Origin of the sequence: Thalassotalea euphylliae, assembly GCF_003390335.1 — a bacterium.
Classification (GTDB): domain Bacteria; phylum Pseudomonadota; class Gammaproteobacteria; order Enterobacterales; family Alteromonadaceae; genus Thalassotalea_F; species Thalassotalea_F euphylliae_B.
The window spans coordinates 4392930-4419349 of sequence record NZ_QUOU01000001.1 but is presented as its reverse complement, the minus strand read 5'-3'; the positions used below and the strand labels follow the sequence as shown (position 1 = coordinate 4419349).

Below are 26420 nucleotides of genomic sequence, written 5' to 3'. Positions count from 1 at the left end.
ATACGTGCTTTTACTTGCTTTGGTGCAGGCTAGGGTATTACTGGGTTTTTGCGAGGTAGTAGCCAGGTTTGACCTCAGATTTCACACAGGTATGAATTGACCTGTTCGTGCCGAGCGTCTTTAGCGGACGACATTTTAGTTTTTGTGCTTTGACGCCATATTTTTCCACATACATTGCCGCTTCTTGGGAGGCGATTTTTAGAAATTTTGGATCTATGTTTTCATCTAGCCAATTGAGAGGTTTTTGCCAAGCTTTGGTTTTTTGCTCATTGGCAACGGTCAGCCAAGCATAACTTTTCAATAAGTCTTGTTGTGTCCCTTGGCTACTTAGATACATTACACCGACCATATATTGAGCTTTTTTATCCCCAAGTTTAGCCATCGCCTCTAAAGCAGGCAGGGCTTTTTCATAGTCTTTTTTCTTGTACAGCGAAATTGCCTGTTCGACATCTTTTTCATAATCTTCAATAGCGACTAGGTTACTATTATTTGACAGTGCGAAACTGACAGGCGCAGTGGCAAGTAGCACGGCAAGCGAGCCGCCAATAAGCACTTTACGCATTAATAAGGTTGTGTTTTGTCTAATACTCATCCTGATATCCTTGGTTGATGATCCATCTGCACCTAGTTTAACGAAGACCTTCGTTAACATGAATGTCGAAATGTAACAGGGTGTTTATTACTGTCATTCGAGTCATAAATATTGGTAAGATCCCAGCTATACCCCAAGATTTTTCGATTTTGTGAATGCGCTTTTCCATTGTTAAGCGGCTAACCGCTGCCATTACTTCAGCTACTTTTCTGAGCTTGTTTACTTCGCTAAATGTTTCGGCTAATGCAACATTTGCATTGGAGACTGAGCCAGAATTTGGTGTGCTTTCTGGCTTTAAAGGCAGTGAATTATGTACTGTCGCAGCCAATACACAATCTTATATCAAACACCACCCAGACGATGTCAAAGCGGTGCACGATGGCAGTGCAGTGATAGGCAATGATATGTCGCTAGCGCGCGTTAACGAGACACTGGCGTTTTTATGTGAAACCTATCGCAGTGACGTGCGAGCAGGGCGACAAAGCCGACTGCACAATAGCGAGTTTGTCAAAGCGAATTTCGAGTTTATTCGCTGGTTACCAGACAAAAAAAACGCTGATCGCATTGCGAGTAGCAGCACGAATAAGGTGAAAACACGACTGCTCAATGATATCCCAGCGCAGCAATTATTTGTAACCAAGTACTACGCTAAGCTGCTTGATGGCAGCAGCGTGCAAAGTGGCCGCTACGATCAGGCGCTTTATCAGCTACCGGATGATGAACAAGGGCTTTCGAAACGAGCGGCAGAGGCGAAAAAAGCTGAACTCACACGCTATCAGTTTACGCGACAACAAGTGATCGAAGGTGCGCTACTTAAAGGCAAGTTAGCCAAGCCTTTGGTTTGGGTTTCAGAAGAAGCCTTGCACGATGTGTTGTTGCAGGGCACAGGTGTGTTGCAAGTTGATGGTAAAACCCGTTATTTCAATGTGCATCGCAACAATGGTATTGCCTACGATTACCACATTGGAAAACGCGAACAAGCGCGCTATTGGTATTTTGCCGAAGTGCCAAGTATTTTGGGTTATGGTCAAGACTTGCCTGATAAAATCGCGATTAAACCACAGGTCAGTTTAGCGGGTAACGTCAAACAATTAGGGCTAGGTAAATTAATGTTACTGAGTTATCACACTGAGCGTAACGGTTTGCCGCCTAAACACGAAGCGCGTCTAGCTGTATTGGCCGACGAAGGAGGCGCGTTTGACGATAACTTGTTCCAACTCGATCTGCTCGCTGGTAATTATCGCGGCTGGCAAGATTATTATGCGGCGAATAAACACCTGCCTGATTATGCCGACGTCTGGATTTTATTGAAAAAACAATAACCGCAACTGGGTGTGACAGGCTTCACACTTGGGTGCAATGAAAATGCCTGTTTATATAAAACTTTTACTCACTTAATACGCTGGCTTACTTAATATTTTGGCTCGCTTGAACCTATGGCTCATTTAAAAATATGGCTCGTTTAAAACAAACATACGCTGCTAATGGCTTTTTTGGCATTGGCATTATGAATAATGTTGATGAAATTAACATTGGCACCCTTTGGCGCTCTGCTTATATTCTTGGCGCCTCATTTATTTTTACGGTTGACAAAAAATACAAGAAACAAACCACAGATGTGGTTAATGCTTGGCAAAAAATTCCACTTTATCATCATGATACTATTGAAGATTTACTTGCTAATTTACCGTACGACACTCCGCTTATTGGGGTCGAGTTAGACGAACAAGCTCACGATATTATTGGCTTTGAACATCCCCATCGTTGCGTTTATTTACTCGGTAATGAACAGTCGGGTCTACCTCCACAAGCGCTGGCTAAGTGTCATCGGTTGATTCAATTACCGGGTGATTACAGCTTAAATGTCTCGGTAGCAGGCAGTCTGGTGATGTATGACCGCCTTGCCAAGCTTGGCTAGTGTTACTTGGCTGGTGTTACAGTAAATTAGCGTTAGTCGAACAATCCCCCATCAGCATAAACGGAATTATCCATAAAGTTTAGCCAAGAGTTGGCGTGGAACAATCGCCATCTGATGCGCACGGCCAATGCTGCCGCTCAACTCAGGGACGAGTAGCTTTGGCGTGGTCTGCACTTTTGATAGTGAAGCCCATCATATGGGGCATTTTGATGACATTTTTTTATAGTGAAATATTATTGAGATCCAAGTGAAATAAATCCAAACATTTCATTCTAAATAAGATGATATTTATTCGCATTTGCATTTGTCTTTGTGCTAGTATGCTTTAAAAAATTTACATAATTTTACACATGAGCATTTTCTCTTCTATAACTAGTCAGGATGTGCTCAAAACTAACAACAAGGTTAATATAGAAAATGAAAAAGTCTCTTCTAACTACAGCTATTTTGGCTTCGTTAACGCTTTCTGCCTGTGGCGGTAGCAGCGGCGGGTCTGACAATACAGATCCAGTAACTCCTGCACCAACACCTAACACAGCACCAACTGATATCGCGATTGACAACAGCAGTGTTGATGAGAACTCAGCTGGCGCCGTTGTCGGTAAGCTTTCAGCAACTGACGCTGAAGGTGGCGCGATGACATTCACAGTAGACAGCGACATGTTCGCCGTTGATGGTGACGATTTGAAACTTGCTGCTGGCTACGCGGCTAACTACGAGCAGGCAAAAACAATGACAGTGAATGTTACTGTTGCCGATGCTGATGGCGAGACTTTTTCAAAAGACTTAACGGTTAATGTTAACGATGTATTAGACGCTTACAAATTTGACAGTAAGTTTGTCAGTGATGCATCAGGTGTTAACTACGGCGGCCAAACGGCTCGCCAAGCGCAAATCGCGCAGCTTAACTACTACATTGCCAATAGTTTACAAACCGACCTAGATGCCACTAATGGCCCATTAAGAACACGTCAAGACGTTATCAACAAGCTTTACTCTTTCTTCCATTTAGGCAAAGTTGGTGATGGTGTAGATACGTCAGCGACAGATGACTTAGGCCAAGCATACACGTTATATGATTACGACACTAACCAAGCCAATACGGGTGCTGGCTTACAAATTAGCTTTATCGACGATGCAGAGCAAGCAACAGTAGGTGCCATTTCAGGTAGTCATAAAGACTTACGTGGCAAGCTCGCGGGTAACGATGCGTCGCGCATGCACAAAGACTGGAACGATGGTTCAAGCTTTGTGGGTTGGACTGACGGTATGACACCAACCAAGCTAGTCGCTGAGTTCTTCAAGCAACTAGCGGATAACGCGGAAGTTCAGTTAAATGATGACCTTCGCCGTGATGAAGCAACGGGTGAAGTTGTGAATACGGTTTACATCAACACTGACGGTACTGACTTAAAGCAGCTTATCCAAAAATTCCTATTAATGGGTGTTAACTTCTCGCAAGGTACTGACGATTACTTAGACGAAGGTATCGGCCAAGATCGCGATAACACAGAAGCACGCAGCGCTGGCGCGACAGATTCGTTACTAGAGCACGGTTACGATGAAGGTTTCGGTTACTTCGGTGCGGCGCGTGATTACATCGAGTACTCAGATGACGAAATTGCGAAAAAAGGCGGTCGTGATGACTACCAAGGTAAGCACGACACTGATGAAAATGGCACGATTGATTTGCGCTCTGAGTACAACTTCAGTGCTTCAGTAAATGCCGCTAAGCGTGACCGCGGTTCAGTTGATAACTCGATGCCAACCGATTTCACCAAAGACGCGATGGAAGCGTTTATTGCCGCACGTGAAATTATGCGTACCAACACAACGATCAGCGACGAACAACAAACCATGATCGAAACGTACCGTGACCAAGCGGTGATGGCATGGGAAAAAGCAATCGCAGCGACTGTTGTTCACTACATTAATGACGTAACTGATGATCTAGAAAAATCAGGTACAGCGGATTACAACTCTGCTGATGTTGCTAAGCACTTCTCAGAAATGAAAGGTTTTGCGATTGGTTTACAATTTAACAAGCGTTCACCATTAACAGCTGCGCAGTTTGCTGAAATTCACAACTACATGGGTATCAAGCCAGTATTATTGCCTACCGGCTCGGCTGATATGACAGCGGTTAACGCTTACATTGCTGACTTAGACAAAGCTCGCGCTATTTTCCAAGCGGCTTATGAATTTGATGCTGAAAATGTTGAGAACTGGTAATTTAAAAAGTAATCAATAGGTTAAGCTAATTGAAGCCTTGGACTTTCGGGTCCAAGGCTTGTTTTGTTTTTATTGCCGGCAAATTTGTTAGATCTCAGTGGCGATAGAAACGAGTGGTAACATACAAAAAGGTAGACATATGTCGGTTAATACTAAACGCGCGTTATTACCTCTTGCCATCGCCAGTGCGCTTGTTTTAAGTGCTTGTGGCGAAAGCACCAGTAGTAATGCAGGCCCTGATTTTAATAGCGGTTCAACACCCGCGCCAACACCACCAACAACGCCACCTACGACACCGCCAACAACACCCACCCCGAGCTTTGAGCAGCGCGCTTTGTTAACAAACCTTGCGGACAACGTGATCAGCCCAACATTTGAGCAATTTGTGCAAGTCACTGGCGATCAAATGCAAGCCGTAGCCGGTTACTGTCAGCAGGAAATCGCAGCAGGACAGGGCAATGCAACGAGTGAGCAAGTCAATACGGCGCGAATGGCAGCACAAGCAAGTTGGCGTAGCAGCATGAATGTTTGGCAGCAAGCCGAGGTCATGCAAGTTGGGCCACTGATCGGCAACAGCGGATTTTTGCGTAATAAAATTTACGCTTGGCCACTGGCAAGTTCATGTAACGTTGATTTTGAAGTGATCAACTTCCGCACTGGTGAAATTAATGGACAGCCATACAACATCGCCAATCGCGCTGCCAGCCGCAGAGGCTTAGCGGCACTTGAGTATTTGCTGTTTAACGACAACCTAGACCACAGCTGTACCGTTGGTGCTCAGCCACAAGGTTGGAACAGCGAAACTGAGCAAGCGCGCAAAGAAGCACGTTGTTTATTCGCTGGTGAAGTGGCCAGAGACTTGAATACGAGCGCACAAGAACTTGTTGCTGCATGGGATGGCGACAATGGCTTTGCGGTTGAATTAAAGCAAGCAGGCTCCGCTGGCAATCAGTTCGGTACTGAACTTGAAGCCATTAATCGCATCAGCGACGCAATGTTCTACATCGACACGGCAAGCAAAGACAACAAGCTCGCTGCTCCGCTCGGCTTATTTGCCAATGTCTGTGGCGCAGAGGCTTGCCCAGAAGCGGTTGAATCCGTGTACGCCAATAATTCGCTAGACAATATTGAAAACAACTTGGTAGCTTTCCAAAAGCTATTAACTGGCGGTGAAGGCATTGGCTTTACTGACTTTTTAATTGATCAAGGTGATGCCGCGACGGCAACAACGATGACTGCGGACGTTGAAACGGCAATCAGTGATATTCAAGCGTATCAGCAAACGTTAGCGCAAACACTGACTGACAATGAAGCACAAGTGACAGCAAGCCACGCGCGCGTAAAAGCGGTAACTGACACGCTAAAAGTAGACTTTATCAACAGCTTAGCACTTGAACTACCAGTAACTTCTGCGGGAGATAACGATTAATCATGATGGCAACAATGACGTATAAAAAAGCGATAAGAAAAACGAGCCTAGCGCTCGCCATTGCTGCGGTTGTCTCGCCGGTATTTGCTGATGAGACACCAGATGATGAAAAGCCTGCTGAATATTACGAGCGCATTCAAATTTTAGGTAATGACAATAGCTTGCGGACCGAGCCAGGTTCAACCACGGTAATTGGTGAAGCTCAGTTAGAAAAATTCAAGTTCAACGATATTAACCGTGTACTTTACAGCGTACCTGGCGTAAATATTCGCGAAGAAGACGGTTTTGGTTTACGTCCTAACATTGGTTTTCGTGGCGCGACACCTGAGCGTAGCCAGAAAATTACGGTGATGGAAGACGGCATTCTGATCGGCCCAGCACCTTATTCAGCGCCAGCGGCATATTACTTCCCGATGATGAGTAAAGTGACCTCGGTCGAAGTGTCGAAAGGCCCCGCAGCCACTAAATATGGCCCAAATACTGTTGCCGGTGCGATTAACTTAGTTACCCGCCAAGTACCTCAGGCCAAAGAAGGCTCGATTGACTTAGCGGCGGGTAGCGACGGTTTTGGCCGCGCAAAAGCTTATTTTGGTAGCACGAATGGCGACTTTGGTTATGTGGTTGAAGGCGTGCATTTGCGCTCTGATGGCTACAAAGAGCTTGATGGTGGCGGTGATACCGGTTTTGAAAAAAACGATATCATGGTCAAGTTTAACTACGATCTTTCCGGCGGTGGTTACAGCCAAGTGGTTGAATTGAAGCTGGCTTATGCTGATGAAGAGTCAGACGAAACGTACTTGGGCTTAACCGACGCAGATTTTGCTAAGAACCCGAATCGACGTTACGCTGCCGACCAATTGGCATTGATGGACTGGGAACACAAGCAGTTTATGTTTACCCACTTTATCGGCAACGACACCTTTGATGTCACGACACGTGTTTATCACAACGATTTTGATCGCTCTTGGTTCAAACTGAATCGCTTCAAAGGTGGCTTAGTTAATCGCGACTTGCAAGAGATCTTAGCTAACCCTGAAGATGAAGTGAACGCTCGTTTTTATCAAATCTTGACTGGCGAGCAAGACTCAGTGCAGGAATTTGAAAAGCTATTAGTGGGGGATAACTATCGCGAATTTTACTCGCAAGGTATTCAATCTGAGCTTTACTACAACTTTGAACTAGCGGGCTATAAGCACCAACTGAACGCAGGTGTTCGCTTTCACAAAGACCAAATTCGTCGTCGTCACACCGAAGACGCATTCTTTATGCGCGCTGGCAATTTAGTCTCTGATGGTTCGCCACAAGTCGCTACAACCAGTAACCGCGAAACCAGTGAAGCACTGGCGGTATTTTTAAAAGATACCATTTACGTGAGTGACTTTGAGTTTACCTTAGGTATGCGCGGTGAGTTTATTGATTCTGAATATCAAAATGAAGCCGCGGGCCGTGAAGGTGACTACTTGAACAAAGATTCGAGAATTTGGTTGCCAAGTGCCAGCGTGTTCTACAAATACTCTAGCGAATTAGGTTTCTTTGCCGGTGTGCACGAAGGTTTTGTACCGACGCGCCCACAAGAAAGCCCGGAAGTGGATATTGAAAACAGCGTTAACTATGAAATTGGTACCCGTTTCCACAATGGCAACTCTCAGCTTGAAGCCGTTGTGTTTTTCAACGACTTCGACAGCCTAAAAGAAAGTTGTTCATTCTCAGCAGCATCAGCTTGTGGCGGTAACTTAGATGCCGAGTTTAACAGTGGTGAAGCCAGTGTTCTGGGGCTAGAGTTTGCGGCCTCACACACCTTTGCAACTGACTGGGGCTTTGATATTCCAACGTCTGTTACCTACACCTACACAGACGGTGAATTTGATACCAGTTTTGTTTCAGACTTCCCAATGTGGGGTACTGTTGAGGAAGGGGACGCACTACCTTACTTACCGGAAAATCAGCTAACGGTTAGCCTCGGCTTAGCCAGTAACGACTGGGAAGTGAGCTTAGTTGCCCGTTATATCGATGAGATGTTAGAAGCTTCTGGTGACGGTGTCGTGTTATCGGGGGTTACTACGGAATCCTTGACGGTTGTGGATATGTCCGCTAGCTACGACTTTGGTGATTATGGTAGTGTTTACTTAAAACTAGATAACGTATTTGATGAACAGGAAATTGTGAGTCGTCGCCCATTTGGTGCACGTCCAACAAAACCACAACAAGCGATTGTTGGCTATCAATATAGTTTCTAAACAAGCGCTCGCTTGAAGATGGCGCTATTAACTGTTTATCTTTTCATCGGTTGAAAGGTTGATGGTTTGACAGGTTGATAGTCTGAAAGCTAAATAGCGCCAAAGCTCAGCTCCTAGCACTATGCTAGGGGCTACATTTTTAACAATTAACCAACGTTTATTGTGGTTAATTTACGTATTGATACTGGCAAGGCGATAAAACAATAACAAGGAGCAAGCGCGTCAGTATTGGAATTGATAATGTTAGATTTTTTTCTCAGCAATTTTAAAGAATTATCTCTGTATGTGCTTGATGCCAACAAGCGCATTTATTGGGGCTATATTGCCTCTTCTATTGCCTTAGCTACGTTAGTATTCTGGCGTGTCAGTAAACAACGGCAAACGTCACCACTGGCCGAAACGCATTACAACGCTGAGCACCTTGCTGGCAAATCTGCGATTAGGCGCTTTTGGCATTTCCTCTTTCCCGCTTCCATTTATCTGAGCCAGTCGGCTAAAAACGACTACGCTTTGTTTGTTCTCAATAAACTACTTAAAGCGGCGTTATTTCCGCTCGTTGTTATCACCATGGTGCCGATTGCGCTGGGCATATCGTCAGCACTGGAAAGTGTGTTTGGCGTTATTGAACATATTCAGCTCTCTGCCGCCACCACTATGCTGGTATTCACGGTATTGCTGTTTATTGTTGATGACTTCACTCGTTTTTTATTGCACTACATGCTGCACAAAATTCCGTTTATGTGGGAATTTCACAAGGTGCATCATTCGGCAAAAGTATTAACCCCGTTTACCATTTATCGCTCGCACCCAGTAGAAAGCTACTTGTATGCCTGCCGCATGGCGTTAACCCAAGGCACCGTTGTCGGCTTGTGTTACTTCCTGTTTGGCCCAACGCTGAAAATGATCGACATTGTTGGCGCTAACTTATTTGTCTTTGCCTTTAATATCATGGGCTCTAATTTACGCCACAGCCATATTTGGCTGAGCTGGGGTGATAAAGTGGAAAACTGGTTTATTTCACCGGCTCAACATCAAATCCATCACAGCGACAGCCCTAAGCTGTTTGATGTTAATTTAGGCTCGGCACTGGCCATTTGGGATCGCCTGTTTGGCACTTTGGTCAGAGCGTCGAATGTGAAAAAATTGAGCATAGGTATTGGCGATGAATACGCTGAACACCAAACGTTGCGCGGTATTTATTTACAGCCATTTGCTAAATCTTGGCAGGTGCTAACGCGTTCATTTAGGGCGAACAAGACAGCTAAAAGTAAAGCGAGTAAAAAAGCCACTTCATAGCGGTTTAAGGCTTACAAGGCTTAAACCGCTCAACTTCACCTGCTAGAAGCTTCCCCCTGATTTAGACAATTCGCTAATCCTTTCTACACTTAGTTGTTGATACTTGCTTTGGCCAGCAACAATAAAATCAACAACGAGAGGAAGGTTAGCAACATGCAAAATAGCGATCAGGGTAGTGAAGTTAGCGCTGTTATCGATGAAACGGCGCAAGCCATGAATATCGATGTTAATCAGGTGGAGCATTACATGCAGCTCATCGGTGAGATGGGCATTACATTTGGCACTCAGCTTATTTTGGCGATTGTCGTCTGGATTATTGGCTCGTGGATTATTGGCCGAATCGTCAAATTAATTGATGTCGCCATGACCAAAAAGCAGGTCGAAGTCACCCTGCATCAATTCTTGGTGAGTATTTTTAATATCACCTTCAAAGCTATCCTCGTGATTATTTTTGCCTCGATGATAGGCGTTGAAACCGCATCATTGATTGCCATGTTAGGTGCCGCAGGTTTGGCGATTGGCTTGGCATTGCAAGGAAGTTTGGCAAACTTTGCTGGCGGTATTCTGATCTTGTTTTTCCGACCATTTAAAGCGGGCGATGTCATCGACGCACAAGGCTATGTCGGCCATGTGGTCGAAATTCAGATCTTTAATACCATTTTACGCACCTTAGACAATCAACGGGTGATTATCCCCAATGGCTTGTTATCTAATGGCTGCGTGAAAAACGTTTTTATCGAAGAAACGCGCCGCGTCGATATGACCTTTGGGATTAGTTATGACGACGATGTGAAAAAAGCCAAGGCAGTTTTGCAAGAAGTAATGGATAACGACAGCCGCGTACTAAAAGACCCTGTAGTCGATATCTTCGTCTCTGCCCATGCCGACAGTTCGGTCAATTTTTTGGTGCGTCCTTGGGTAAAGTCGGATGATTACTGGCCTGTGTTTTTCGACAGCCACGAGGCGATCAAAATAGCCTTTGACGAGGCGGGTATCACCATTCCATACCCACAAAGAGATGTGCACCTTATTCAAGCCAGCGAATAAGCGACGAGACAAAACTGGGGCGAGCTACAATTATGTGGCTCGCAATATTTCAGGTTTATAGAGGCTATTTGATTTATTGATAGCGACTTGAGTTGATTATTCCAACAAGTATCCCAACTAATTCGTTAGGAACCATCACTCGCAGCAAGGCACGTGCAAACTACTCATAACCAACTTTATTCCTCCCGCGCTAAGTTGTTTACACTTGGCATGAAAGACTGTGCGCCCTTGATTTTGGCGGCAATTCCGTTTGGTATTATTTATGGTGCGCTTGGGCAAAGCACTGAACTGACGGCATGGGCGGTCGTGGCGATGTCCGTTTTTGTTTTCGCGGGTTCATCGCAATTTATTGCGGTTGGCTTGCTTGCTAGTGGCGCCGCTTGGCCAGTCGTTGTCTTGACGACCTTCTTTGTTAACTTTCGGCATTTATTGTATTCCGCTAATTTACTTCCTCATGTAAAACCCTACTCGCAGTCGATTCGTGCGCCCATGGCTTTTTTATTAACGGACGAGAGCTTTGCCGTGGCGAGTAACTACCTAACGGATCACGGTAAACAAGAGAACTTTCATTGGTACTATTTTGGTGCCGCGTTGTTTATGTATCTGAACTGGCAGGTTTGTACCTTGGTTGGCCTGTTTATCGGCCAGAGTATTCCCGATATGGCGAATTGGGGCTTAGATATGGCCATGGTTGTTGCTTTTATCGGTATCGTCGTTCCGTGCTTACACAACCGCGCGACTTTAGCTTGTGCATTAACCGCAGGCGCTTTGTCGCTCATTACCTATGATTGGCCGCATAAAACCGGGCTACTGTTCTCAGCCGTTGCCGCGATTTTGGTTGCTATGTATCTAGAAGCGAAAAGCGCTCAACAAACCAACGCTGTTGGTCGCGTCGAGCAAGGGGCAAACAAATGAATGAAGTGTTACTCATCTTAGGTATGTTCGTCGTAACCTTTGGTATTCGCTACGTGTTGTTTGCGGTGGCTGACAATATCGAATTCCCTGACAAGCTCAAACGAGCGCTGAACTATGTCCCGATTGCGGTGTTAACAGCAATCATTTTTCCGGCGGTGTTTATGCCCAAAGGGGAGCTGTTTGTTAGCACAGATAACCCTTATATTGTTGGCGCTATCGTTGCCGTGGTAATCAGTTTTTGGCGCAAAAATATGTTATTAACTGTGGTCACCGGGTTAGTGGCATTTGCCGCTTGGAAGTGGTTACTGATCGGCTAAAATACGCAGACTAAGTTTCATTGCGTTAAGGCAGGTTAAAGATGATTGAGTTAGAGCAAGCTTGGCATAATTTTGCCCCCAGTTGTGAGCGCAATAAAGCGGTTATTTGGCAAGCCATAGCGCCTTTTTTAGCGGATAAAAAGTCACTGCTAGAAATTGGCAGTTTAAGCGGTCAGCATGCCTGCTTTTTTAGTGCACCGCTGCCTGAGTTGACATGGCAATGCAGTGATATTTCGTTCAACCTTGCACCGCTATCCGCGAATATTAAGCAACATGGCAGTGCAAAGGTCTTGCCGCCAATTGAGCTTGATGTAGCCAACAATCAGCATTGGCCTCGTCAGCCATTCGATGTTATTTACACCGCCAACAGCCTGCACATTATGAGCTGGCAACACGTGGTTGCATGTTTTGCCAATATGCCAAGCTCAGCAAACGCTGGTACCTTGTTTATTGCTTATGGGCCGTTTAACTTTAACGGTCAATATTCCAGTGAGAGCAATGCCGAATTTGATATCTGGCTAAAAGAGCGAGACTCACAAAGCGCCATTCGCGATTTTGAAGCGGTTGACGCATTGGCACAGCAAGCAGGCATGAGCTTAGTGACCAATATTGATATGCCAGCGAATAATCAATTGCTGGTGTGGCAGTTTAGTTAAGCTAGCTAGGTTCGTTGAGCGAATTGGGCGAGTTGAGCGTTAATCGTCGATAACAAATTATTTACTTTAATAACGCTGAAATCCGCTATACTGGCGCTATTCACCTTAACTATTAGGTATTGTTTTCTATGGCTTTTCGAACATTGGCTAAGTTTGTATCTTGCTCGCTCTTACTGGTCGCAACTCATGGCTATGGACAATCGGAAATGACCGACGCTCACAAAGCCTGGCTAATGGATGAGTTCGCGCCAAAGCATCAAGCGCTGATCCCTAAAGTGGCCGTTGCGGATATGTTTTTTGGCTGTAACCTTGAACGCAAGGTTGACCCTGTTCCGTATCAACTAGGAAAAATTATCGAGCAGATGGACAAGGGCTTGCTGGCGGAAAAGCTTAGTGCCTGTTTAGCGGGAGAAAACGCGCAGTCTGACGCTGCCCTTAATTTCGGTTTAGTTGGCTGCTTTCACGATCAATTCTCTGAGCTGAGTGACGCTGACCGAGAAAAAAGAATGACACTGGTGACCAACGCTATTAGCCGATTATCTCGTGAGCAACGCCAGAAAAGTTTTACCAAATGTGTCACTGAACAAGCGATCAGATATATCAAGTAGCGCTGTTTTAGGGGGCTGCTAGTATGTTTATCGGCAGTCTTTCTAAAGCTGTGCGTTTATTCCTTTACCCCTCTTCATACTGTTATTTGAGTCACTTCTTGTTGCACTCGTTGTGAGTCGTTAGCGTGTCGGCTTATCACCTAATGCTTTAAATGTTTCATATTGATTCCTTTTTGATATATATGTTCAGGTTACATATATCCAAAACTTAATACTTTGTAACATTCTCGGTTTTTATTCGTAAAAGTTATCACTTATAGTGAAGCTATTACGACCGCTTTAGAGGCCAAAATGATGGGACAGGAAACTCAAAAAATACTCGTAGTTGATGATGATATGCGTCTTCGTGCTTTGCTTGAACGCTATTTGGTTGAGCAAGGTTTTGTCGTGCGCTCGGCGGCAAATTCTGAGCAAATGGATCGCCTGCTTGAACGCGAGAATTTCCATTTGTTAGTGCTTGACTTGATGTTACCTGGTGAAGATGGTTTGTCGATTTGTCGGCGCTTGCGCCAAGATGGCAATAATATCCCTATCGTTATGTTGACTGCTAAAGGTGATGAAGTCGATCGCATTATTGGTTTAGAGCTAGGTGCTGATGATTACATGCCTAAACCGTTCAATCCCCGTGAATTGTTGGCACGTATCAAAGCGGTTCTACGCCGTAAAATTCAAGAAGCACCGGGCGCGCCGTCAATGGAAGAAAACGTGATTTCATTTGGCGAGTACACACTAAACTTAGCGACGCGTGAAATGGTTAAAGGGGAGTTGAATATGCCACTGACCAGTGGTGAGTTCGCCGTGCTAAAGGCGTTAGTCACTCATCCGCGCGAGCCACTTTCTCGTGACAAACTAATGAATCTTGCCCGTGGCCGTGATTACTCTGCACTTGAACGCAGTATTGATGTGCAAGTGAGCCGTTTGCGCCGTATGTTGGAAGAAGACCCCGCAAAACCTCGTTATATTCAAACCGTGTGGGGCTTGGGATACGTGTTTGTGCCTGATGGCAAAGAGGCCGCTTAACTGTCATGCATACTCGCTTTTGGTTGTCGCTTTAAGGTCCGCATGACGTTATGAAAATATTGCCACGTAGCGCTTTTGGGCAAACGGTTTTTTTAATTGGTTTCTTGCTGTTGATCAATCAGGTCGTCTCGTATTTGTCGATTGCCTTTTACGTGATCACGCCGAATCTTCAACAAATAAACGAGCTGTTGGCCAAGCAAGTGCGCGTGGTTTTCATTGATATCAAAGACGCTGATTTAAGCCCGGCTATGGCCGAAGCTTTTCAACGTGAAACGGGGATTGGTGTTTACCGTGAAAAGGATGCGTTGCGCTTGGGGTTAGCAGAAGCGGTATATGTTGAATTTCGCTCTGCACAAATGTCTGACTTGCTTGATGGGCCTGCTGAGGTGCGAGTAACGCAAGGTGACGAATATCTGTTCTGGATAAGACCGCCACAAGCCCCCAGCTTATGGATCAAAATTCCGCTGTCGGGCATAGAAGAGCCTGATTTCTTACCTTTAATTATCTTCTTAATTATCCTTGGGATGCTGTCAGTTGCTGGTGGTTGGCTGTTTGTTCGCAACCTCAATCGACCGCTGCGAGCATTGCAAAACGCTGCGGAAGATGTCGGGCGAGGCGAGTTTCCGGAGCCGCTAGAAGAGGAGGGGACAACCGAAATTATGGCGGTAACCCAAGCGTTTAATCATATGTCGAAAGGGATCAAGCAGCTTGAAGATGATCGCAACTTACTGATGGCGGGTATTTCTCATGACTTGCGTACGCCGCTAACGCGTATTCGCCTGAGCGCTGAGATGATGTCTGAGCAGGATGATTACCTCAAAGACGGCATCGAGGGCGATATTGATGATATGAATGCCATTATCGATCAATTTATTGATTACATTCGCCATGACAGCAAAGACAAAGCTGAGATAAGTGACCTGAATGTGTTAGTCGACGATGTCGTTCATGCGGAAACACCAAGTGATCGCAGTGTTACATTTACCGCCGGGGACGTGCCTCCTATGCCACTGCGCTATATTGCGATTAAGCGAGCGGTAGCCAACTTAATTCAAAACGCCATTCGCTATACCCAAGGCAATATCCAAGTGTGTACAGGCATTGAAGACAAACACTTTGCCCATATCAGTGTCTGTGACGAGGGCGCGGGTATTCCTGAAGCCGAGATGGAGCGTTTATTTCAACCTTTTACTCAAGGTGACAAAGCGCGAGGGACAGAAGGCAGTGGTTTGGGGCTGGCAATCATTAAGCGCATCGTCGATACACATGGCGGTAAAGTCCAGTTAATCAATCGCGACAGTGGTGGCTTGCAAGCGAAAGTCTTATTACCGCTTAATCACAAATAGTGTGACTATGTACTTATTGCTCTGTTGTCTCTGGTGATAAGTTATAGGTTAGCGCTTAGAAGCTAGCATCACTAGCGCCGATAAACGGCGATCTTCTCTAGCTGTTTCTCAAGTAGCTGGTGGGCGAAGGAATTACCTTTCAATTGAGCCTGTTGGCGTTTGTATTTTATTTTTCTCACAAGTGCTTGTTGGTTTGTTTTGTTCATCCGAGATACTGTGACGGGAATACGTTCGAAGCGCGCTGAGGTTTCCGCTTTGATCTGCGTAATGCGATTATCAATATCAAAAAATTTAGCGGTTAGACTGTGATCACCTGTTTGTCGTTTTAGCTGCAGATAGTGGGGTAAGCTGCTAATGAGCTGTTCATCGCTCCATGACTTAATGGTCAATTTATTGCGCCGCGTTAACCAAGCACACAACAACAGGAACAATGCAAACTTTATCAGTAATAAATAGACCATAGTTACTCCCTTAAATCATGCTTGTCCTAGCTAATACCAATGTCAATAAATGCTTGATCGTTCTGGCTGGTTAAAACGCCCATCAACTGTATTGTTATTTTTGACATTAGCGCAACGAGTTACCAAAAAATAACGCCTTGTTCGTGAGCCATTTTCCTATACCGTAATTGATCAATTCATTATCTCAACTGGTATAAATACTAGTTTAAAATTTGAGAAACCACCAAGTGACAAGTTGTACGTACTCAGTAATTAATGAGTTAAGTGACGGGAGTTGTGTCGCTAAAACGGGGTGACATATACGGTTATCGGCACTATGTATTTCTTTGATATTAAATGCTTATTAAGTCCTGAAAACATAAGGAAAATTTAGGCATAAAAAAAGGCCGCTAAACTAGCGGCCTTAGGGGATTTGTCATATTTCCTAAGTTGGTGACTTACAACTGAGGGCCTGATGCCACCAGTGACTGACCGTGATCTGTGTCGGTAAATTTGGTGAAGTTGTTAACAAAACGACCTGCTAGGTCTTTCGCTTTACCTTCCCAATCAGCAGCATCTGCGTATGTGTTACGCGGGTCAAGAATATTGCTGTCGCAGTGTTGTAACGCTGTTGGTACGCTCAAGTTGAATAGCGGCAGCTCAACCATTTCTGCATCTTCGATAGAGCCATCTAAAATCGCATCAATAATGGCGCGTGTATCTTTAATTGAAATACGCTTGCCCGTGCCGTTCCAACCAGTGTTCACTAGGTAGGCTTCCGCACCTACCGCTTCCATACGCTTACGCAGTACATCAGCGTATTGAGTTGGGTGAAGGCTCAAGAACGCCGCACCAAAACAGCTTGAGAAAGTTGGTGTTGGCTCAGTAATACCGCGCTCAGTACCCGCAAGTTTAGCGGTGAAACCAGATAAGAAGTAGTACTCGGTTTGCTCTGGCGTTAACTTCGCTACTGGTGGTAGTACGCCAAATGCATCAGCTGTTAAGAAAATCACTTTCTTCGCATGACCAGCGCGAGAAATTGGCTTAACAATGTTATCAATGTGGTGAATTGGGTACGAAACGCGAGTGTTCTCTGTTTTAGAGTTGTCGTCGTAGTCAATTTTACCATTTTCGTCGACCGTGACATTTTCAAGTAGTGCATCACGGCGGATGGCATTGTAAATGTCTGGTTCGTTTTCTTTGCTAAGGTTGATAGTCTTAGCGTAACAACCGCCTTCGAAGTTGAACACACCGTTGTCATCCCAACCGTGCTCGTCATCACCAATCAGCTCGCGCTTAGGATCAGTTGATAAGGTGGTTTTACCTGTGCCAGATAAGCCAAAGAAAACGGCAACATCGCCGTCTTTACCTACGTTGGCACTACAGTGCATAGAAGCAATGCCTTTTAGTGGTAATAGATAGTTCATCATTGAGAACATACCTTTTTTCATTTCGCCGCCGTACCAAGTACCGCCAATTAACTGCATTTTTTCAGTTAAGTTGAACGCTACGAAGTTTTCTGAGTTCAAGCCTTGTGCTTGCCAGTTTGGATTAGTGGTTTTCGCACCGTTCATGACGACGAAATCTGGCTCGTAGTCTTTCAGTTGTTCTTCGGTCGGGCGAATGAACATGTTTTTTACGAAGTGAGCTTGCCATGCAACTTCCGTAATGAAGCGCACTTTTAAACGCGTATCGTCGTTCGCGCCACAGAAAGTATCAACAACAAATAAGCGCTTGCCTGAAAGTTGGGTTGTCACTAAGTCTTTTAGTGAATTCCACGTTTCTGAGGTCATTGGTTTGTTGTCGTTTTTACCTTGATCTGACCACCACACAGTGTCGCGCGTTGTATCGTCGCGCACTATGTATTTATCTTTCGGTGAACGGCCAGTGAAAATACCTGTGTCTACCGCAACAGCGCCAGACTCTGTGATAACACCTTTGTCATAACCTGAGAGCTCTGCTTTTGTTTCTTCTTCAAATAGAAATTCATAAGAAGGATTGTAAACAATCTCCGCAACATCAGTGATACCGTATTGAGATAGATCAATCGTGTCGTGCAAAGCAGCCATGGCTTTATGTCTCCAGTGTAAAGCAGTTAGGTGAAAAGGTTGCTCAGATTCATTCTGAGGCCATTGATAATAGGTGATAGTGGGCTAAAACAAAAGCAAAAAATTATTGTGAATGAAAGTTTCCATCTTTTATTACATTGAGTGCCTAAATCAGCAGTTTTTTTATGTAATAAAACGACAAAAAGGTAAATTGATATTAATTTATGTCGGTTATAAGTGCACTAAATACAAGGGGCGGGCAAAAAAAAGAGCGCTAATTAGCGCCCTTAATAAAAATTGTCGATTAACTAGTGTTTTACTTCACTTATGTAGGGTGAAAGTTGCTGTTCATCAAAGGCATAAGTAGTTAAACAGTAGTCACATGTCATGCTAATGCTACCTTGCTCGGCGAGAATGTCTTTGATTTCTGCGCTACCTAGCTGCGTAATCGCATTTAAACATTTTTCTTGCGAGCACGAACAGCGATACGTAACCTGTTGTGGCTCGAAGATGCGCACGGCTTCTTCGTGATACAAACGGTGCAACAACTCTTGGGCAGGTAAATTGAAAATTTCCTCTGTTTTAATGGTGCTGGTCAGGTGACACAGGTGCTCGTAGTCTTCGTGTTGCTTGGCTTTATCGTCGCTATCAGGGAGCAATTGAACTAAGCTACCTGCGGCTTTTTGCGCAGCTAAATCGGTAAATAGCCAAACGGTGGTTGGAATTTGATCTGAGGTTTCAAAGTAATGCGCTAAACACTCGGCCAAGGTTGGCTGTTCAAGTGGTACAACACCTTGGTATGGCTCGCCTTTGTTCGGGCGAATGGTAATGACCATAATACCTTTGCCAATGAGCTCGTGTAGCGCAGTGGCTTGAGTTTCTGCCTGTAACTTAGCAACACCACGCATTTCCTGCTGGTCATTACCGTTAATGGCGATGTAGTTGATGGGCGCGTCACCGGCGCCTTGCAGCTGTACGGCAATTTCACCTTCAAACTTCAAGGTCGCAGTTAACAAACACGTTGCGGCTAATAATTCACCTAATAAGGTTTTAACACCCGCTGGGTAGTCGTGATTAGCTAAAATATCTTGGTAAGCTTGGTGAATTTGTACTAATTCACCGCGCGCATGCTTATCGTCAAACAAATAGCGATTTAACACATCTTGAGTTGGCATGAGCTTTTATATCCTTTCTTTAAATTGACGGATTTGTCGGCGTTGTTTCTTATCCGGTTTAGTTTCTGTTGCAGGGCTAAAGTAAGCACCTTGCTTTCTGGCAAGGGTATTGCGCTCGCGAGTTTCAATGCTGGCCTCGGTTTCCTGATACAAGGTTTGTGCAAAAGTTGCGTCGCGACGCTTATCAGCCAACGCCACGACCAGCACTTCTTTCTCATCGAAACCTTGGCGTACTTTAACGCGATCGCCAATAGCAACCGCTTTGCCTGATTTGGTGCGCTGACCGTTGTAAAACACTTTACCGCCATCGATCATTTGTTTAGCAATGGCGCGTGTTTTGTAAAAGCGCGCTGCCCATAACCATTTATCTAATCGAGTCGCTCCCGACTCAGACGACGTTTGTTGTTTACCTGCCATGCTGTTTACCTATCGCAAAAGAGATAATTCTTAACCGAAAAAATTGGCCGAAAGGTATCATAAATCCGACATTTTAGCTATGTACACTGTGCGTTGGTTACAATTATGCACGCTTTTTATGCGCTTCATACGATAAGTGTTGAGCGGGCTAATCCAAGTGTTTTGAATAATTCATTGGAAATAAGAATAGTTTTTACTCTTATATACAATAAAAGTGCGCTAGCTCTCTTGTTGCTTTGTCTTTGCTCAAGTATCATCGGCAATTAATACGGAATTAAAATACATGTTTTACCATGCAGTTGCCTGATAACTTGGCGTCATTCGGCGAGTATTTCAATAAACTACCTCAAGCACAAATCGCAAAAGTGATCAGTCTGATCATTGGCCTTTATATTGCCTATTTACTTGCTCAAATTACTTGGCAGTTAGTGCCAGTCCAACAAACGCCAGCGTTAACCTCGCAGATGACTTCGGGTGCGGCGAGCGCAACACCGGCAACGACATTTAACGTTGAAGGCTTCGTTGCTCTTAATATTTTTGGTCGTTACAACGCGACAGAAGTCGTCGAAGCCTTACCGCAAGTGCAAGAAGCACCTGAAACTAAATTGAACTTAACCCTGTCAGGTGTGGTCGCAGCTAGTGACCCTAAAGTTGCCGCCGCGATTATCGAAAACAGCGGTAAGCAAGAAACTTACGGCGTGGGTGACAAAATTAAAGGAACGCGCGCGCAGCTCCATCAAGTTTATGCGGATCGTGTTATTTTAAAGCAATCAGGTCGGATGGAAACCTTGATGTTGGAAGGTTTTGACTTCAAACAGCAGCCTCGACCTGCTGTCATCAAGCCGTTATCTCGCGCTGATGAAAAGCGCGCGCAACCGTCAGCTCGTGCGACGAGCACAACGGCCAGAAGAGGCCAAACGGTTGATCAGCGCAATAATAAGCAGCTGAGTAAGGCGGTCAAAGCACTAAAAACAGATATTGCCGCTAACCCAGGAAAATTAAGCGATTACCTGAAAATTTCGCCAAAGCGCGCACAAGGTAAAATACACGGTTACCGATTATTGCCGGGTAAGAACCCTGAATTTTTCAAAGCGTCTGGGTTAAAGTCAGGTGATGTTGCCGTACAAATGAATGGCTTGGATTTAACCAATCCAAGTGAGTCGGCACAAGCATTAAGATTATTAAGAGAAACCAGTGATCTGGCACTATTGGTCGATCGCAACGGAGAGTTAACAGAAATACTGTTTAGCATTGCACCATGATATTAAGAAATAAATACCGCCGCCAATCACTGTGGCAACAAGCAGCTCAGCTACATAAGTCTGGACAACACAAGCTCAAGCGCGTGTTTACTCCGCTGGCGATGGCATTGGCACTCAGCCAAGCGCCAATGAGCACGAGCGCATTTGCCGCGCAATTCTCGCCAAATTTCAAAGACACCAATATTGACGAATTCGTCAATATTGTCGGTCGTAATTTGCAAAAAACCATGATTGTTGACCCGAATGTTCGCGGTAAAATCAATGTTCGTAGTTACGATCTGCTGACCGAAGAGCAATACTATCAATTCTTCTTGAACGTCTTAGAAGTATACGGTTTTGCTGCCATCAAAATGGATAACAACATCATTAAGGTTATCCGTAACAAAGACGCTAAAACATCGTCCATTCCCGTGGTTGGCAGTGGCAGTGAATTTATCGGCGACGAGATGGTTACGCGCATTGTCGAAGTGAAGAACGTCACCGTGCGTGAGTTAGTACCGTTGCTGCGCCAACTGTCTGACCAAGCGGGGGGCGGCAATGTCACGAATTACGACCCAGCTAACGTGATCATGATCACAGGCTCTGCGGCGGTGGTGAATCGCTTAGTGAAAATCATTGAGCGAGTGGATCGCGCGGGCGATCAAGACGTTCAGATCATTAAATTAAAATACGCTTCTGCCGGTGAAATGGTGCGTATCATCGAAGCGATGAACAAACCTAAAGCCGGCGCTAAAGCGGGCACGCCAACCTTCTTAGTACCGAAAATTGTTGCTGACGATCGCACCAACAGCGTTATTGTTAGCGGCGAGTCACAAGCGCGTGAGCGCATCACTAAACTGATCTCGCGCTTAGACAGCGAGCTAGAAACCAGCGGCAATACCCGTGTTTACTACTTAAAATACGCGAAAGCGGAAGATTTAGTGGATGTACTGGAAGGGGTGAGCAAATCGATTGAAGCGGAAGAAAATGCCGCTAAATCCACGAAAACATCGCGTAACCAAAAACGCAATGTCAGTATAGACGCCCACAAAGAGACCAACACCTTAGTGATTACTGCGCAGCCAGATATGCTGCGCTCACTGGAAGCTGTCATTCGTCAATTAGATGTTCGCCGCGCGCAAGTCTTGGTTGAAGCCATTATTGTTGAAGTGTTCGAAAGCGACGGTGTGAATTTAGGGGTTCAGTGGTATAACGAAAATGGCGGCTTTACCCAGTTTACCAATGGCCCTGTACCGATCAGTGCGGCAGCGGCTGCCGCGATTAATGCGCGTGGTGAAGACGGTACAACAGTAACAGTAACGAACTCAGATGGCGGTTCAACGACTACAGTAAACCCTGCCACCGATGGCGATTATACCTTGCTTGCGCAATTGTTAGGCTCAGTGAACGGGGCAATGTTCGGTATTGTTGACGGCGACTGGGGGGCAATTTTACAAGCCGTGAGTGCTGATACAAACTCGAATATCTTAGCCACGCCAAGCATTACCACATTGGATAACGAAGAAGCCTTCTTTATTGTCGGTCAAGAAGTGCCGATTATTACTGGCTCCACGACAGGTAATAACAACTCAAACCCATTCCAAACCGTTGATCGCCAAGAAGTGGGGATCAAGCTTAAAGTGACACCACAAGTGAATGAAGGTTCTGGCGTACAGCTGACGATTGAGCAGGAAGTTTCGTCGGTCAGTGGTGCAACCGGTGTTGATATCTCGATTAACAAGCGCGAAATTAAAACCACCGTCATGGCCGACAATGGCGATACGGTAATTTTAGGTGGCTTGATTGACGAAGACGTGCAAGAAAGTGAGCAGAAAGTACCGTTACTCGGTGATATTCCGATCCTTGGTCACTTGTTTAAATCGACCAGTAACTCGGTGCGCAAGCGCAATCTGATGGTCTTTTTACGCCCGACGATTATTCGCGATGGCACCTTGATGAACGAAGTGACCAAGGCGAAATATAACTATATTCGCGCTGATGAATTGCGCAAGCGCGAAGAAGGCTTGAGCCTGATGGACGGCAGCAAGTTGCCAATTTTACCTGAGTGGAATGATCAGCTATCACTACCCCCTAGCTATGAAGAATATATGCAGCGACGCGAGCAGAATAAAGATATGAGCAAGGACATGACTAACGATGGCAAAGAGGGTGGTGACCACTAGTTATGTCGTCAACGCTTGAAACATCATCGCCAGCACAAACTGCTAGCTCGCTGGCTGAACAAGGGCTTGAGCAAAGGGATGAGCCGATGTCAGAGGCTAGGCTAGAACCTGTGTCAGAAAGTACAACACTCAGTGAGTTGGGCGCGACTAAGCAACTGCCATTTGGTTTTGCCAAACGTCATCACGCCTTAGTTGTGAGTAGTGAGCAAGGTTACGAGCTTTATTGCGTGGCCACTACTGCGCCGGAAGTGTTATTGGAAGTTCGCCGCTTTTTAGGTGAGTCATTCGACGTTATCGTCAAAGCGCCAGAAGAATTTGAGCAATTGCTTACTGAGGCTTATCAGCGTGACTCTTCGGAAGCTAAACAGATGATGGAAGATATTGGCAACGAAGTAGATTTGTATTCGCTTGCCGATGAAATGACGGAAACCGAAGACCTACTGGAAAACGAAGACGACGCGCCGATCATCAAATTGATCAATGCCATGCTTTCTGAGGCAATCAAAGAAAATGCCTCTGATATCCACATTGAAACCTTCGAACAAGTGCTGCAAATTCGTTTCCGCATTGATGGTGTATTACGTGAAGTGCTCAAGCCAAATCGCAAACTGGCATCGCTGTTGGTTTCGCGTATCAAGGTAATGGCAAAATTGGATATTGCGGAAAAGCGCATCCCACAAGATGGCCGAATTTCACTGCGCATTGCTGGTCGTGCCGTTGATGTGCGTGTTTCGACCATGCCAACGGGTCATGGTGAGCGCGTGGTACTGCGTTTACTGGATAAGAATGCCGCTCGTCTCGATTTACAAGACCTTGGCATGACAGACACTAACCGTCAGCGTTTTGCCGAATTAATTGATAAGCCACACGGCATTATTTTGGTGACCGGCCCAACGGGCTCGGGTAAATCAACTACCTTATACGCTGGCCTTAGCCAAATAGATAACCACCAACGCAATGTCTTAACGGTGGAAGACCCCATTGAATACGCCATTGAAGGCATCGGTCAAACCCAAGTGAATACGAAAGTGGATATGACCTTTGCCCGTGGTTTACGTGCGATCCTTCGCCAAGACCCCGATGTGGTAATGGTGGGTGAAATCCGCGATTTGGAAACGGCGCAAATTGGCGTCCAAGCCAGTTTAACCGGTCACTTAGTACTTTCAACACTGCATACCAACACCGCCGCAGGTGCTATCACACGTATGGAAGATATGGGCGTCGAGCCTTTCTTACTGTCGTCGAGTTTGTTGGGTGTATTAGCACAGCGCTTAGTCCGTACCCTTTGTCCACATTGTAAAGAAGCACACCTACCGGATGAAGAAGAGTGTAATTTACTCGGGTTAAGCAATGACCAAACGCAAATATACCGCGCGGTGGGCTGTGGTGAATGTAACTTTAAAGGATACAAAGGCCGTACGGGGATTCATGAATTACTCTTTGTGGACGACAAAGTACGCGAGCTAATTCACAACGGCCAAGGTGAGCAGGTGATTGAAAAATATATCCGCCAAAGTACGCCGAGTATTCGCCGCGATGGCTTTGACAAAGTATTGATGGGCATAACCACCTTGGAAGAAGTGCTGCGTGTCACGCGTGAAGATTAATGGAATTTAATTGATGGCCGCATTCGATTATTTAGCCGTAAATGCTAAAGGGAAAAACGTCAAAGGGGTGATTGAAGGTGACACACCGCGCCACGCTCGCAGTTTGCTGCGTGAGCAAGGTTTGATGCCGATAGAAATTACCCCGAGTTTGAGTAAAAAAACCGATCGCGCAGCGGGTAAAGGCCATCGCCGAGACAAGGTTTCAGCCGCTGATTTGGCCTTGCTTACCCGCCAACTGGCGACTTTGGTTGAATCTGGTCTGCCGCTGGAAGAGTCGTTAATGGCGGTGGCAGAGCAAAGCGAGAAAAACCGTCAAAAAAGTATGATCATGGCGGTGCGTACTAAAGTCACCGAAGGCTATAGCCTCGCGGAAAGCATGGCGGAATTTCCGCAAGTTTTCTCACACCTTTATCGCGCTATGGTGGCGGCTGGTGAAAAATCGGGTCACTTAGATAACGTGTTAAATCGCTTGGCTGATTACACCGAGCAACGCCAACAATTGCGCTCGCAAATGACGCAAGCGCTGGTTTATCCGGTGATCATGACGATTGTTGCCATTGCGGTTGTGGCAGTGCTATTAACCGTTGTGGTGCCAAAAATTGTTGGCCAGTTTGAAAAAATGGGGCACGGTTTACCGGGTAGTACTCAGTTTTTAATCAGCGCCAGTGATTTTCTCAGTAATTATGGCCTCGCAATACTGCTGGTGTTCTCACTGATGATGGTAGGCTTTAGTCAGCTACTGAAAAAGCCAACATTTCGCTTTAGTTTTCATCAGCGATTAATTGCGATGCCAATGATCGGTAAGGTCTCACGTGGGCTGAACACCGCGCGCTTTGCTCGCACCCTCAGTATTTTAACTGCCAGCGCGGTGCCACTGCTGGAAAGTATGCGCATTGCCGGCGAAGTGCTTGATAACTTGTATATCAAGCAAAAGATCAAAGAGTCAGCTGATATGGTGCGCGAAGGTACAAGTTTACGTGTCTCGCTTGAGCAAACGAAGCTGTTTCCGCCGATGATGCTTCATATGATAGCCAGTGGTGAAAAAAGTGGTGAGCTTGAGCAAATGCTTGGCCGCGCGGCTGACAACCAAGATCGAGAATTTGAAGCCTTGATGAACATTTCCATCAAGGCATTTGAGCCTGCGTTAATGGTTACCATGGCAGGCGTGGTACTCTTTATTGTAATGGCGATTTTACAGCCAATATTACAGCTAAATACGTTAGTAGGAAATTAGATATGCATTCAGTTCAACATTCAACAAGGCACTCAACTAGACAAGCCGGCTTTACTATTCTTGAAGTGATGGTGGTGATTGTCATCATCGGCTTAATCGCGACTATGGTGGTGCCAAACATTATTGGTAGCCAAGATCGCGCTAACGTGCAAAAAGCGGTTGCCGATATCACCTCGTTAGAAACCAACCTTAAAATGTACAAAATGGATAACTACAATTATCCAACCACAGAGCAAGGGCTAGAAGCCTTAGTGTCAGAAACGGATGTTGAGCCATTGCCACGTCGCTTTCCTGAAGAAGGTTACATCACCCGCTTACCAAGTGACCCATGGGGTAATGAATACCAGCTATTGAACCCAGGGGAGAATGGCAAAATTGATATTTTCTCAATGGGGCCTGACGGTGAAGCGGGTACCGATGACGATATTGGTAACTGGAACTTAACGGACTTTCAGTAATTAC

At 45.5% G+C, this 26420-nt stretch carries 23 protein-coding genes; 18 read left to right on the top strand and 5 right to left on the bottom strand.

The features are described 5' to 3' along the window. Positions 1-37 precede the first annotated feature (37 nt). Complete coding sequence (locus DXX93_RS19205; protein ID WP_116009517.1) at positions 38-592, bottom strand: sel1 repeat family protein; 555 nt, start codon at positions 590-592, stop codon at positions 38-40. Positions 593-747: 155 nt separating this feature from the next. Here DXX93_RS19205 and DXX93_RS19200 point away from each other — a divergent pair, with 155 nt between their 5' ends. From DXX93_RS19200 to envZ, 13 genes are all read left to right on the top strand, one after another. Beyond that, positions 748-1914, top strand: coding sequence for an MltA domain-containing protein (locus DXX93_RS19200; protein ID WP_116009516.1), 1167 nt, complete (start codon positions 748-750; stop codon positions 1912-1914). Positions 1915-2045: 131 nt separating this feature from the next. Further along, a complete protein-coding gene (locus tag DXX93_RS19195; RefSeq protein ID WP_116009515.1) occupies positions 2046-2510 on the top strand; it encodes an RNA methyltransferase in 465 nt (154 codons plus the stop codon). A 417-nt stretch (positions 2511-2927) separates the two neighbouring features. Further along, positions 2928-4742, top strand: coding sequence for a cadherin repeat domain-containing protein (locus DXX93_RS19190; protein WP_181902272.1), 1815 nt, complete (start codon positions 2928-2930; stop codon positions 4740-4742). Between the two features lie 139 nt (positions 4743-4881). After that, positions 4882-6171 carry an imelysin family protein gene (locus DXX93_RS19185; protein WP_116009514.1) on the top strand — a complete coding sequence of 430 codons (1290 nt, stop codon included), beginning with the start codon at positions 4882-4884 and terminating at the stop codon, positions 6169-6171. A 14-nt stretch (positions 6172-6185) separates the two neighbouring features. Then, the gene (locus DXX93_RS19180; RefSeq protein ID WP_116010055.1) at positions 6186-8408 is read left to right on the top strand and encodes a TonB-dependent receptor family protein; all 2223 of its coding nucleotides are present in this window, start codon (positions 6186-6188) and stop codon (positions 8406-8408) included. A gap of 240 nt (positions 8409-8648) precedes the next feature. Beyond that, complete coding sequence (locus DXX93_RS19175) at positions 8649-9704, top strand: sterol desaturase family protein (RefSeq protein WP_116009513.1); 1056 nt, start codon at positions 8649-8651, stop codon at positions 9702-9704. A 213-nt stretch (positions 9705-9917) separates the two neighbouring features. Beyond that, positions 9918-10751, top strand: coding sequence for a mechanosensitive ion channel family protein (locus tag DXX93_RS19170; RefSeq protein WP_116010054.1), 834 nt, complete (start codon positions 9918-9920; stop codon positions 10749-10751). Positions 10752-10904: 153 nt separating this feature from the next. After that, entirely contained in the window at positions 10905-11666 is a 762-nt protein-coding gene (locus DXX93_RS19165; RefSeq protein WP_258872719.1) for an AzlC family ABC transporter permease, read from the top strand. Then, positions 11663-11983 carry an AzlD domain-containing protein gene (locus DXX93_RS19160; protein ID WP_116009512.1) on the top strand — a complete coding sequence of 107 codons (321 nt, stop codon included), beginning with the start codon at positions 11663-11665 and terminating at the stop codon, positions 11981-11983. Before DXX93_RS19165 ends, DXX93_RS19160 begins: the two co-directional genes overlap by 4 nt. Before the next feature lie 41 nt (positions 11984-12024). Continuing rightward, positions 12025-12639: a DUF938 domain-containing protein gene (locus tag DXX93_RS19155; protein ID WP_116009511.1), complete on the top strand. Its 615-nt coding sequence runs from the start codon at positions 12025-12027 to the stop codon at positions 12637-12639. A 128-nt stretch (positions 12640-12767) separates the two neighbouring features. Next, positions 12768-13247 carry a hypothetical protein gene (locus DXX93_RS19150; RefSeq protein WP_116009510.1) on the top strand — a complete coding sequence of 160 codons (480 nt, stop codon included), beginning with the start codon at positions 12768-12770 and terminating at the stop codon, positions 13245-13247. Between the two features lie 291 nt (positions 13248-13538). Then, positions 13539-14267: an osmolarity response regulator transcription factor OmpR gene (gene ompR, locus DXX93_RS19145; protein ID WP_147302726.1), complete on the top strand. Its 729-nt coding sequence runs from the start codon at positions 13539-13541 to the stop codon at positions 14265-14267. A 50-nt stretch (positions 14268-14317) separates the two neighbouring features. Then, positions 14318-15613, top strand: a complete 1296-nt coding sequence (envZ, locus tag DXX93_RS19140) for a two-component system sensor histidine kinase EnvZ (RefSeq protein WP_116009508.1) — start codon at positions 14318-14320, stop codon at positions 15611-15613. Between the two features lie 71 nt (positions 15614-15684). On the opposite strand, the gene DXX93_RS19135 is transcribed toward envZ, so the two are convergent. The 4 genes from DXX93_RS19135 to DXX93_RS19120 all read right to left on the bottom strand — a co-directional run bounded on the left by DXX93_RS19135 (position 15685) and on the right by DXX93_RS19120 (position 19693). Beyond that, positions 15685-16074 (bottom strand): hypothetical protein, encoded by a 390-nt coding sequence (locus tag DXX93_RS19135; protein WP_116009507.1) that lies wholly within the window; start codon positions 16072-16074, stop codon positions 15685-15687. A 437-nt stretch (positions 16075-16511) separates the two neighbouring features. Then, complete coding sequence (gene pckA, locus DXX93_RS19130) at positions 16512-18122, bottom strand: phosphoenolpyruvate carboxykinase (ATP) (RefSeq protein WP_116009506.1); 1611 nt, start codon at positions 18120-18122, stop codon at positions 16512-16514. A 287-nt stretch (positions 18123-18409) separates the two neighbouring features. Then, positions 18410-19276, bottom strand: a complete 867-nt coding sequence (gene hslO / locus DXX93_RS19125) for an Hsp33 family molecular chaperone HslO (protein ID WP_116009505.1) — start codon at positions 19274-19276, stop codon at positions 18410-18412. Between the two features lie 6 nt (positions 19277-19282). Beyond that, positions 19283-19693, bottom strand: coding sequence for an RNA-binding S4 domain-containing protein (locus DXX93_RS19120; RefSeq protein ID WP_116009504.1), 411 nt, complete (start codon positions 19691-19693; stop codon positions 19283-19285). Positions 19694-19986: 293 nt separating this feature from the next. Here DXX93_RS19120 and gspC point away from each other — a divergent pair, with 293 nt between their 5' ends. The 5 genes from gspC to gspG all read left to right on the top strand — a co-directional run bounded on the left by gspC (position 19987) and on the right by gspG (position 26416). Next, positions 19987-20955 (top strand): type II secretion system protein GspC, encoded by a 969-nt coding sequence (gene gspC / locus DXX93_RS19115; RefSeq protein ID WP_116009503.1) that lies wholly within the window; start codon positions 19987-19989, stop codon positions 20953-20955. 101 nt (positions 20956-21056) lie between these two features. Further along, on the top strand, positions 21057-23117 hold the full coding sequence (gene gspD / locus DXX93_RS19110) for a type II secretion system secretin GspD (protein ID WP_181902315.1): 2061 nt from the start codon (positions 21057-21059) through the stop codon (positions 23115-23117). A gap of 86 nt (positions 23118-23203) precedes the next feature. Further along, positions 23204-24724, top strand: coding sequence for a type II secretion system ATPase GspE (gene gspE / locus DXX93_RS19105; protein ID WP_181902314.1), 1521 nt, complete (start codon positions 23204-23206; stop codon positions 24722-24724). A 13-nt stretch (positions 24725-24737) separates the two neighbouring features. After that, on the top strand, positions 24738-25958 hold the full coding sequence (gene gspF / locus DXX93_RS19100; RefSeq protein WP_116009500.1) for a type II secretion system inner membrane protein GspF: 1221 nt from the start codon (positions 24738-24740) through the stop codon (positions 25956-25958). A 2-nt stretch (positions 25959-25960) separates the two neighbouring features. Then, entirely contained in the window at positions 25961-26416 is a 456-nt protein-coding gene (gene gspG / locus DXX93_RS19095; protein ID WP_116009499.1) for a type II secretion system major pseudopilin GspG, read from the top strand. Positions 26417-26420: the final 4 nt, after the last annotated feature.